Origin of the sequence: Cyanobium sp. N5-Cardenillas, from assembly GCF_024345515.1 — a bacterium.
Classification (GTDB): Bacteria; Cyanobacteriota; Cyanobacteriia; order PCC-6307; family Cyanobiaceae; genus Cyanobium.
In genome coordinates this window covers 1-11477 of sequence record NZ_JAGQBG010000089.1, presented here as the reverse complement: position 1 = coordinate 11477, position 11477 = coordinate 1, and the positions used below count along the sequence as shown (strand labels likewise).

8 protein-coding genes are annotated in these 11477 nt (G+C 61.5%); 3 read left to right on the top strand and 5 right to left on the bottom strand.

Annotated elements, in window-relative coordinates:
• The coding region (locus KBZ04_RS08725; protein WP_254991564.1) for a hypothetical protein at positions 1-1113 on the bottom strand (1113 nt) is incomplete at its 3' end.
• Between the two features lie 63 nt (positions 1114-1176).
• Entirely contained in the window at positions 1177-2448 is a 1272-nt protein-coding gene (locus KBZ04_RS08720; RefSeq protein WP_254991563.1) for a CCA tRNA nucleotidyltransferase, read from the bottom strand.
• Positions 2449-2635: 187 nt separating this feature from the next.
• Here KBZ04_RS08720 and KBZ04_RS08715 point away from each other — a divergent pair, with 187 nt between their 5' ends.
• From KBZ04_RS08715 to KBZ04_RS08705, 3 genes are all read left to right on the top strand, one after another.
• Entirely contained in the window at positions 2636-3868 is a 1233-nt protein-coding gene (locus tag KBZ04_RS08715) for a hypothetical protein (protein ID WP_254991562.1), read from the top strand.
• Positions 3869-4579: 711 nt separating this feature from the next.
• Complete coding sequence (locus KBZ04_RS08710) at positions 4580-6172, top strand: class I SAM-dependent methyltransferase (protein ID WP_254991561.1); 1593 nt, start codon at positions 4580-4582, stop codon at positions 6170-6172.
• A 4-nt stretch (positions 6173-6176) separates the two neighbouring features.
• The gene (locus KBZ04_RS08705; RefSeq protein ID WP_254991560.1) at positions 6177-7124 is read left to right on the top strand and encodes a glycosyltransferase family 2 protein; all 948 of its coding nucleotides are present in this window, start codon (positions 6177-6179) and stop codon (positions 7122-7124) included.
• Here the strand turns inward: KBZ04_RS08705 and KBZ04_RS08700 are convergent.
• From KBZ04_RS08700 to KBZ04_RS08690, 3 genes are all read right to left on the bottom strand, one after another.
• Positions 7108-7971 (bottom strand): glycosyltransferase family 2 protein, encoded by an 864-nt coding sequence (locus KBZ04_RS08700; protein WP_254991558.1) that lies wholly within the window; start codon positions 7969-7971, stop codon positions 7108-7110. The genes KBZ04_RS08705 and KBZ04_RS08700 overlap by 17 nt on opposite strands.
• Positions 7968-10361, bottom strand: a complete 2394-nt coding sequence (locus tag KBZ04_RS08695) for a UvrD-helicase domain-containing protein (RefSeq protein ID WP_254991557.1) — start codon at positions 10359-10361, stop codon at positions 7968-7970. Before KBZ04_RS08695 ends, KBZ04_RS08700 begins: the two co-directional genes overlap by 4 nt.
• 149 nt (positions 10362-10510) lie before the next feature.
• Positions 10511-11477: ABC transporter ATP-binding protein (locus KBZ04_RS08690; RefSeq protein WP_254991556.1), on the bottom strand; the 967-nt coding region annotated here is incomplete at its 5' end.

Here is an 11477-nt window from a genome sequence, read left to right as displayed (position 1 = left end):
CCCCGAAAATCCCAGCGCGGCCAGAAAGACCGGCTCCCAGGTGGCCACCGGAAGGCTGGGCCAGAAGTAAAAGAAGCGATGGCCCAGAAACCGGTAGTCGTGGACGAACCGGAATTCCTCCGGCCAGGAGTAGAACGACTCGAGCATCGGGTTCCAGGGCCTCCGGTTGAGGGCCAGCAGGAGCAGTCCAGCCCCGGCGGTGCTGAGCATGAGGCGCTGCCGTGAGGGCCAGATCACCAGGCTGGCGGCCGTGGCCACGATCAGCAGGTTGATGGTCAGAAAGGCGGTCACCCCATGGGCGTGATAAGCGAGATACCCGGATAGCAGCAGCAAGGCCGTCGCCTGACCCACCCGGCGTGCACCCGGCCATGCCATCTCCTGTACCAACCCCAACAGGGGCGTGGCCCCGGCCAGCACCAGGGCCAGCCCGGGAAGGGTGCCGTTGAGGGCGATCTGATGGAAGAAGGAAAAGCTCTGATGTCCCATCCCCAGCAAAAACAGCAGGGACGTGAGCCACCCAAGGGCCACCTTGCCGGTGAGCCGCAGACTGAGCTGGCAGCTTGCCAGCAAGACAAGAAACGTGTTGAGGGCCGCGACCTGGCTGGCCCGCCATGGGACCAGAGCTTCGGGGAAGCCGAACAGATAGCTGGCCGCCGTGAAGAACCAATTGGCCGGTGCGCTGTAGAGCAGAGGATCGAGGCGCACCGTATCGAGCAGGTCGCTACCGAAATACGTCGCGTAATAGACGAACCCATCGGAGGGGAACTCCCGAATCACCCCACGCCAGGCCAGGGCCACCGCGCACAACAGCGCCGGTGCCAGGACCGCCAGCAACGGCCGCCCAAGGGACCGATCGGCCAGCCGCTGGCTCCAGCGGCGTGGCCGGACGACGAGGGCCGCCATCACCAGGAGCAGGTTGAGCACCACCAGCAACCCATAGGCCTGGCGAAGACTTGGCCCCCCTGGCAGCAGGGACAGCCAGCCGATGGCGCCCCAGGAACCCACGCCCAGAACGAGCATCTGCCAGGTGGGTCGCCGCCAGCGCCATCCCCACAGCAGCGGCGCCGCGATGGCCAGCAGCAACGGGGCAACGGAATGGGTCAGCGCAGGCATTCGGCGCAGGGGAAGCCGCTGACCCGAGACCCTAAGGGACCTTCGCCCACCTGCCGATCCGGTTCAGACCCGCTCCAGCCGCAATCGCTCACCCCGCAGCTGGCGCAGCCGCTCCCCCAGGGCCGGTCCTGGCCGCAGGCCGGAGGCGATCAGGTCGGCCGCCGGGACCGGGGAGGCCAGATGACGCCAACGGCACCACCAGCGCAGCAGGGGACGCCGGGGGAGCGCCCCGCTGACCAGCGCCAGGGCGACGGCCTCGGGGGACCACCCCGGCTGCTCCAGAAAGGTGCTCCAGGCCAAGGCCGTGCCGGGTGTCGTGTCGCTGACTTGCCAGGCCTGGGAAAGCAGGGCCAACTGGGCCAGCAGCCGCTGCTGCCCGTGGGGCAACTGCAGCCGCGTCGCCACGGCTGAGGCCGCGTCACTGCCGGCCAGCAGGGCCGCCAGAAGCGGCAGTCCGAAGCGGCGGGCCCAACGCAGGCGGCAGCGCCAACGGGTGTCAGCCTGCAGGGCAGGATCCACCAGCACCAGGGCACCCCACGACTGGAGAAAAGCCAGGGCCTTCTCCCAGGGCTCCCGCACGAGCAGCAACTCCAGTTCCATCCGCAGGCGCGTACCGAGGGCGGGGGGCACCCGGCCAGCGGCTCCTGTACCGCTGCCCTCCCCCCAGGGCCAGCGAGCCAGGGTGGAGCGCAGCTGCTCCAGGCTGGCCGGAGCCAGGGTGAACCCCAGACGGGCGGCGTAGCGTGCGGCCCGCACAATCCGGGTGGGATCGTCCTCCAGGCTGCTGCCATGCAGAAGACAAAGCTGCCGCCGGGCCAGATCTTCGCCACCACCGTGGGGATCCAGGAGGTGCAGACCCGGCCCTGGGTTGGTGAACACCAGAGCCATCGCGTTGATGCTGAAGTCCCTGCGAGCGAGATCATCCTCCAGGGAGCCATAGGAGACGACGGGGTTTTCACCGGGGGCCGGATACGTCTCGCTGCGGGCCGAGGCCAAATCCAGCCGGATTCCGTCGAGCTCCAGTTCAACGGTGCCGAAGGAAGGATGGAACTGGCAGTAGCCCACCGCCCCGGCCGGGGCCTCCGCCAACAACGTCTCAGCCAGGCGATGGGCCGCTGGCCGCAGATCGGTCGGATCCGCGTGCGGAGAAAGCTCCACCACAAGATCGAGGTCAGGCAGGCCACGCAGGGGATCAAGGTGCACCCGATGCAGCAGCAGATCCCGTACGGCGCCTCCAACGACGGCCAGCACCGCACAGTCGCTCGCCCGGTGGAACGTCGCCAGCAGACGGGGAGGCAGGCAAAAGTCCTGGGGATCGATCACGGAAACCGTCATCGCGGCAGGCCCATGGAGCGGGATCCAGAAAGCGCACGGTACACTCACGCTGCCAACAACGACCAAAGCCCTGATACGGATGCCCCAAAAGGTGTCCACCAACGGCATTCTTTCACATGACATAGTTATCCATAACCGATAAAGCCTCAAAGCCTCAGTCAAGCTCAACAAGCAGGAACTTCACAACATGTTCGACAGCGCCAAGAAGCTCAGGAGATGCATGACAAAGGCATACATCTTATTCGATCTTCTCCACTCACTCTGGGAGTACTGGCTTGGCCCTTTCGGAAGACGCAGCAGCCCCTCTAAGCGCCTGAGACCAATCGGGCAACCAGACACCAGCGGCACGACCCCGAACAGAATTGCGATCTTTGTTGCCTACTCAAGACGCCTGACACTATCTAACAAGGCCTATCTTGAAGCCCTGAAGAAGGCTGGGTTTGCAATTTTCTACATCAACAATGAGGTGACTGAGCCAGATGCAATACCCGCCATTTGTGCGCTCTCCTGGCGCGCCTTTGACCGAAAGAATATCGGCAGGGATTTTGGCGGCTTCAAAGACGGAGTTATGCAGCTTCTTGAGGAGGGACATCTTCACCGATGCCAAGTCCTTTGCATCGCAAACGATTCGATGCAGTTCATCCCAGGAAAGAACTCAGACAGCTTTACGGAGGCGCTGATTGACTTTTCGAGTTCAAATAAGATAGCCCTTTTCAGCCATATCAGTCACGAGATCAGGACTCATTATCAATCCTACTTTCAATGTCTCAAGCCAGAAGTGTTTCTCTCCAGACCATTCATCAAGTTCTGGACACGGTACACCCCCCTTTCCCATCGCAGGCACTGTATATACAACGGAGAAATAGAACTCTCGCGACAAGTCTATCAACGTCTCAGAGATACCGACATTCTTTACACCAGCGACAAACTGGTCGAAGCATTGGAGAAGTCGGAGCCATCTGACATTACGACTGCAGAAATCTTTCGATTGATGCCATCACCAGCAAGAACATCCCAGATGGATCTTGTCGGCTACTCCTTGGATCAGCTAATGGCAAAGCGCGAGAAGAATGAAGAGCTTTCAAGACTTGACATGTTCAGCATCTCCGATCTTCTTGAGAGCGGCAATCCCAGCCACATCGCAGCATTTCTGTATCCATATTTCTTGCACTGCCCCTTCGTAAAGCATGATCTGGCAACTGCCGGAAGCTATACAATGGCTCAAGCTATTACCCTTTTCAGGGAAGCCCTTATCAAGTCAATGGGGCCAGATGAAATGGATGACGTCAATCGGCTGGCAAACGAATTTAGAGACCTAATCTATTCTCGCGGCATTCCCCTAAGTTACAGCAATCTGCGCCGTGAAGCTGCACTGAAGGGAATCACAGGTGGATTCGTATATCCATCGACTTACCAATGAAAGCTTGCGGTCTATTGACCATGACTTGGAACGATTGCAAGCCGTAGATCCTATCGGTTGAAGGGCCCTTGGAATAACGCTGACGCAGCGTCTATCGCCACCATCCCCCGAGAGCTTCCATTGCCAGAGGCGGCAGGCTTCGAAAGGGGATGCTCAGGGTAAGTGAGATGAGTTTCTGGACAGGGGGAGAAGAGGCACAAGATCCCCACACGGAGCTCTTGAACAGCGTTCGCTTGTTAGCACCAGCGCTGTTGATCTGCCTGGAGCACCCCGACGTTGAGCCAACAAAGCATTCCGACGATCACGGACTCGGGCGGGCAAGAATCAACGACAGACTCAGCTGCCGGCGTCCAACCAAAGCACAATGAATTCAGCCAACGTGGCATGCAGGTAGGTATCTCATGCTGCATACAGAGAAGTCGATCCAACCAGGAATTCCTTGAGCAGAGATCAAAATCCCATGCTACTTGCTGCCGGCGCTAAGCCAGCCTCAGGCGGCCCACCTAAGGTGCGACGCTGCTCAACCGGACAAGGCCAAGTGAAGAGCTGAAGCCGGATTGATCAGTTCAGTGGCCAGCATCATGGCCCGTGGAGCTCCGCCGTAGCGTCAGCATCCACGACCGCCCCCGTGAACGACACAGCCCTTCCTGTCAAGCTTGACATCGACAGATCAGCATCAGTAGATTCTAAGTTTAAAAAAGAAGTTTAGAAATGCATTTCGTGACCCAGTATAGCGATGGCATTCCTTCACCCAGCAAACCTTGCAGAGCCTGCCACGGCACCCGTCTGACTCCCTATGTGCGCGCTAGCCACATGGGCATAACGACAGAGCCTGAAGACTGCGAGATTCTATTTCATAAGTGCCAGGATTGCGGATCTCTGAACGACTTTTCTGAGGAGGTCGTCTTCTACGAGAAGGAGCAGGACACGCTATTCATGAATTACTACATCGATACCATTGCTGGGCTCGATGAGATGCTTGAACCCATCGGCAGTTATGCCGATGCAATTGGAGAAACGGAGGGAAAGTCCTTTCTGGAATTGGGATGCGGATTCGGCTTCGTCGTCGACTACGCCGCTAAATGCCGCGGATTCCGAGCTGCTGGGGTTGAGCCGGGGGGATACGGGCGACTCGGACAGCAGTCTCTCGGCGCGGACATTTCAGCCGCCTTGCTTGGCGAGGGCAGCCATCACGATCGGGAGAGTTTTGATATCATCTTCTGTTCTGAAGTCATCGAACATGTTTCAACCCCAGAAGCATTTGCCACCACGATAGTCAGCCGGATAAACCCCGATGGCATCGCAATCTTCACGACTCCAAACGCAGAGTTTATCACGCCAGAAGCGCCTGCTGCCGAAGCATACAGCGCCCTGTTTCCAGGCGAGCACAAGATACTTTTCAGCGAACATGGCCTGAGGGTGCTTCTGAGCAGAGCAGGCTTCAATCATCTCACTGTGAAGCAACGAAGAAGCTCGAATCTGATCGCGTACGCGGCCACTTCTCCAGGACCAATTAGGATGGCTGAAGCCACCCAAACCGGAAACGCCACCGCCTACAGCCGGGAATACCTGGGGACCTTCCGGAACAGCACCAACGCGAAAACAGAAAAGATTTCGCGTCTCGGCCTGGCCATGCACTACCGCTTATTCAAGGATTTCGTCAACAACGGCTGGACTGACCAAGCCATTGACTTGCTTTCTGAAATTCTTCCAAGCTTTCGGTGCGAAGTTGATCCCAGCATGAACTTCAAGATCCAACCCGAACCCACTAACAGGGTGGAGCTTCTTCATGAGATGCTCTGCCTCTGTGGTATCTGCCTGCTGAAGGAATCACTCCTCTCCCAAGATCACGATCTTCCGTATCCTCGCGGGGCCATTGGCTTTGGCAAGAAAATGGGGTTCTACTTGACAACGGTGATTCATCAAGTCTTCAAACCTGAACCTGCTCCCATCATTGATTCAGCCATCAACTACCTGAACACCTTCATCGATTACGGCATGTGGCTACGTAGCTCTCGCCGTCCGAACTTTCATCTCGAATCGATATCTCTGGTCGGCCCGGCGATTGCCTCCCTGTTTCTGTTCCAGCTCAAGGCTGGGGCCCCGATCGACGAAAAGCGATTCGCGTTCATTGAAGAACCCTGGTTCAAGACCGATTACCCCATTGCCTACAATGACATTCAGAAACACCTGACGACTCACAGAGAAAGGCAGGAAGCGCTCCAAACCAATACCGTCTCCGAATCCATGCAGCCGAGCTTCTTCAATCCACTTCATCGCATCCTTAAGCGCCTGGGGAACTGAATCTATGTCTCAGATCCACGAAACAGTCGGCGAGCGGAGCATCTACTTCATAACGGTAAACTACCACTGCAGCGACTTGATTGACAAACTGATCGCCATCACCCCAGCCCATGGAGTCGCAGGATACAAGTTCATTGTTGTCAATAATTCTCCTGATGACACCACCATCGAGGGTGTTGCCAACCGACATGGGGCTATCTTGCTGCAAGCGACCCACAATCTGGGTTTCGGCAGCGGCTGCAACCTGGGCCTGGATTACGTCCACCAACGCGATCCCCAGGCGCTGGCCTGGCTGATCAATCCCGATGCACATCTGCTGCCCGAAGCGATCAGCTACGTGCGCTCTTGCTTTCGTGCCGACGACACCATCTCAATCCTAGGAACCCGGATCAGTGACGTGGAGGGGGCCTTGTGGTTCAGCCAGGGCAGCTTCAACCCGTGGCTGGGAAGCCTCAAGCACCGTTTCGATGACGTCGAGGTGGCGCCCAGGCCGATCACCACCCATCCGACCCGCTGGCTCTCAGGCTGCAGCATGGTGTTCAATCTGGCGGCCTTTGAACACTGCCCCAAGTTCGATCCCCAGTTCTTTCTCGATTACGAAGATGCCGACATCTGCCTGCGCTACGAACGTCTCGGCCATCGGCTCCGTGTCACCCAGGCGGTGCTGGTGGAGCACCAGGTGTCGGCCATCACCCAGCGGGTTCCCGGTGCCAAGTTCCGCCATGCCACGTTCAGCAAGCTTTACCTGCTCCATCGCCACGCCACCCCCCTGGCTCTGGGGCTGAATCTTCTTTACTTCGCGCTGCGTCCTGTCACTTTCCTTGCCAAGGATCCGGCCCGTGCCAGGGGGCGCTGGGCCGGCTTGTTGGATTACCTGCGCTGGGTCGGTCGTCGCCTGCGGGGCGACAGGTCCCCGCGCCATCCCCGTACCCGGTTCACGATCGCATCCTGAGGAATCGGCCGGCCAGAGCCCTTAAGGTCCGCCACTTCTCCCGACGGGGGCAATAGCGCCAGAAGATCGTGAGCACCGGCAACAGGTACAGATGGGAGCGGCGATGGCCAAGGGCGTAGATCAACCCCTGCAAACTGCCGAGCGACAACTGCTTCTGTGCGGGGGTGAAGTCATTCAGCAGAATCACCCGCGGCGTGACCCACGCCTGGATCCCCCGATGGACCGCCCGCATCACCCATTCCGAATCCGCGTGGTAATGGGGTAAGAACAGAGCGTCATACAGGCCGATACGGCGGAAGGCGTCGGCCTGAATCAGCACCCCGTTGCCCGGGAGAGCATCGACGGGAAGCACCTCGGACGTGGCCACTTCCAACGCAAGCTCCTGCTGTCGCTGTCCTGTGTGAGCCAGCTTCAGAAAATCAGAGCTGGCCCAGACCGTCCTGGTGCCCAGGGACCAGATCCGATCCGGCTCCCCCAGGAGGTTGATCTGGTTACCAAGAATCACGCAGCCGTTGCGCCGGGCCAGCGTCACCAGGGCAGCAACATGACCGGGCTCGATCACCGCATCGTCATTGATCGTGAAGACGTAATCGGTGCCGCTCTCAAGAGCATGGCGCACCCCTCGATTGGTGGCCGCCGTCCAGAAGTCGTGGTCGCTGGCCTCGAGGATCTCGGTGGCGGGGAAACGGGCGCGGATGGCGGCCACGGTGCCGTCGCTGGAGTGGGAATCCACCACCACGATCCTCAGGGCCGGATAGGTCTGGGCCGCCATGCGCTCCAGGAACCGCAAGGTGAGCTCGCGGCGGTTGCGGGTGGGCACAACGGCGGTGACCAGCGGCAGGGTCATGCCGGTTCGATCGGGGCCAGGCGCGGATCGAGGATCTTCGGCCCCATGCCCTCGAACTTGACAGCGATGGACGTCTTCTCTCCGCTGCCGAACAGATGGGTGACGTGGCCCTCGCCGAAGCTGCTGTGCCGCACCCGATCCCCGACGGCCCAGGCCCGGGCCGCGCTGCGGCGCCGCACCGCATTGGCGGGATCGCCGGCTGCCCCGCCAGCCGCGACCCGCTGGCTGTCGTCGCGGTCCACCCGGGTGAGCCGCTCCAGCCGCTGCTCCCGCCGCAGGGCCGCGCCGCCGCTGCGGGGGATGTCGCCCTGCAGCAGCGCCTCGGGCAGCTCGGAGAGAAACACCGAAGGCACCGCCGGCTCCCGCATGCCGCCCCAGAGCCGCCGCTCGCTGGCGTGGGAAAGGAACAGCCGTTCCTTGGCCCGGGTGATCCCCACGTAACACAGGCGGCGCTCCTCCTCGAGGGCGGCGGGGTCCTCCAGGGAGCGGTAGCTGGGGAACAGGCCCTGCTCCAGCCCCACCAGGAAGACCACCGGGAACTCCAGCCCCTTGCTGGCGTGCAGGGTCATCAACGTGACCCGGTCGGCCTCGGTGTCCTTGCTGTCGGCATCGCTGGCCAGGGCCGCGGAGGCCAGGAACCCCTCCAGGGAGCCCTCCTCGTTCTCCTCCTGGTACTGCAGGGCCGCATTGACCAGTTCCTGCAGGTTGCGGCGCCGCTCCTCCGATTCGTCTGTGGCTTCAGCCAGCAGCTCGGCCAGGTAGCCGCTCTGCTCCATCACCCGCTGCACCAGCTCGGAGGGGGGGGCATCCTGCAGACGGCGGCTCAGGTCGGAGATCAGCTCCTGGAACTGGAGCACCCCTCGGGCGGAACGGCCCGCGAGGGAGCGCACCGCCTCCGAATCGCTCACCACCTCCCACAGGGGCAACCCCAACTGGTTGGCCGCATCGGTGAGGCGCTCGATGGTGGTCTTGCCGATGCCCCGCCGTGGCACGTTCAGCACCCGCAGCAGGCTGACGGTGTCGGCCGGGTTGACCAGCAGGCGCAGGTAGGCGAGCACATCCTTGATCTCACGCCGGTCGTAGAAGCGCAGCCCCCCCACCACGATGTAGGGAAGGCCCCAGCGCACCAGCGACTCCTCCATGGCGCGGGACTGGGCGTTGGTGCGGTACAGCACGGCCATGTCGCCCCAGCGCAGCTCCGGGTGGGCCGCCTCCAGCATCCGCATCCGGTGCACCACCGCCTCGGCCTCGGCGATCTCGTCGTCGCAACGGGTGAGGCTGATGGGCTCCCCCTCGCCCCGGGTGGGACGCAGCACCTTGTCGATGCGTTCGCTGTTGTTGGCGATCAGGGCGTTGGCCGCCTCCAGGATCGTGGCGGTGGAGCGGTAGTTCTCCTCCAGCTTCACCATCGTGCCGGTGTCCCCGTCGAGGGAGCCGTCGCCGAACTCCCTCTGGAAGCCCATCAGGATCGTGAAGTCGGCGGCCCGGAAGCTGTAGATGCTCTGGTCGGCGTCGCCCACCACGAACACCGAGCGCCCCTCCCAGTCGTCGAAGCTCTCGGGTGCCTGGCCGTTTGCCACCAGCAGCTTAATCAGGTCGTACTGGGTGCGGTTGGTGTCCTGGTATTCGTCCACCAGCACGTGGCGGAAGCGCCGGTGCCAGTAGTGGCGGATCTGCTCGTTCTGCTGCAGCAGCTGCACCGGCATCAGCAGCAGGTCGTCGAAGTCGAGGGCGTTGTTGGCCGCCAGGGCGCGGCGGTAGCGGCGGTAGGCCTCGGCCTCGTGCTTGCCACGGGGGCCGGGGTGCTCCTCCTCGAGGCGCTCCGGCAGCCAGCCCTGGTTCTTGGCGCTGCTGATCGCCCAGCGCACCTTCTTCGGCTCGAAGCGCTTGGGGTCGAGCTGCATCTCCTGGGTGACGATCTCCTTGACCAGGCTTTGGGCGTCGCTTTCGTCGTAGATGGAGAACTGGCGCGTCCAGGTGAGACCCTCGGGGTCGCGGAACTTGTCAATGTCGAAGCGGAGCAACCGGGCGAACAGGGCGTGGAAGGTACCGATCCAGAGGTCTTTGATCACCTCCCGGTAGATGCGGCTGCGCAGCTGCTTCTGCTCCCGGGCCGGCAGGGTGCTCCACGGCTGGCCGAACTGGCTCTGGGCCAGCCGCTGGGCCAGCAGCACCTCCAGGCGCTCCTTCATCTCCCGGGCGGCCTTGTTGGTGAAGGTGACGGCCAGCACCTGGGCCGGATCCACCCCGTGGTGGCCGATCAGGTGGGCAATGCGATGGGTGAGGGCCCTGGTCTTGCCGCTGCCGGCTCCGGCCACCACCAGCAATGGACCGGTGTGGTGATCGACCGCCCGACGCTGGGCCTCGTTCAGACCGGCCAGAAAACTCACAGGCTCCGGCGCAGAGATTTCATTTTTGACGTTAGCAGCCCCACCTGATCAACGTGCTGACCCCATCAGATGCACGCCTGTTCCATAGAACAATCCAAACAGATTATCCGGGTCGACCGCCATCGAGGTCTCCACGAAGGCCTGGTCGATCAGCTCAGAGGGCTTGAAAGACGACGCTCGAAAGAGGCCAGGTCATTGAAGGTATCGGAGCGCTGTCGCAGTTGCTCGAAGGTGCCGAAGGCCTTGATCCTGCCGGCCTCGAACTCGAAGATGCAATCGGAGCGCATCACGGTGGAGAGGCGATGGGCGATCACCACCAGGGTGCAGCGGCGGCCGATCACCTCAATGGCATCCATCACCTCGGATTCGGTGCGGTTATCAAGGGCGCTTGTGGCCTCATCCAGCACCAGGAACTTGGCATTGCGGTAGAAGGCGCGTGCCAGGGCCAGCCGCTGCCGCTGCCCCCCGGACAGCCGAATGCCGTTATCGCCAATCGGCGTGAACAGACCCAGGGGAAGTTCGGCGACGATATCGGCCAGCTGGGCCGCCTGAAGGGCCTCCCAGACTCTCATCTGATCGACCTCATCAACCTCTTCGGCAAAGGCGATGTTCTCAATGATGTTGCTGTTGAGCAGGTTGATCGCCTGGGGCACATAGGCGCAGTTCGCCTGCCAGGCCGGCACATCAGCGTCATCCACATCGATTCCATCCAGCTGCAGGGTGCCTGTGGTGGGACGCAGCAGGCAAAGCAGTTGGTTGGCGGTGGTTGTCTTGCCACTGCCGGTGGCCCCAACGAAGGCCACGCGGGAGCCCACCGGGATTGACATGGAGATGTCACGAAGGACATCGGCATCCGTTCCTGGATAGCGATAACTGATGTTCTTGAGTCGGATCACCCGCTTCGGCATCACCCCATCCGGGGAGGGAACACCTTCCGAGCGAATCGTGAGCCGAGTCTCGGGAAGTTCGATCAGCTTGAGGGTTTCCTCCAGGTCAGGCAGACCGGCTCGCAAGGAAGTGATGGCCCGGAAACTGTCCTGCAGTGGAGGCGTGAGTTTCAAGGAGGTGACGGCAACGGTGGCCAGGAACGGAATGATCTTGAGCAGGGCGCCCGGA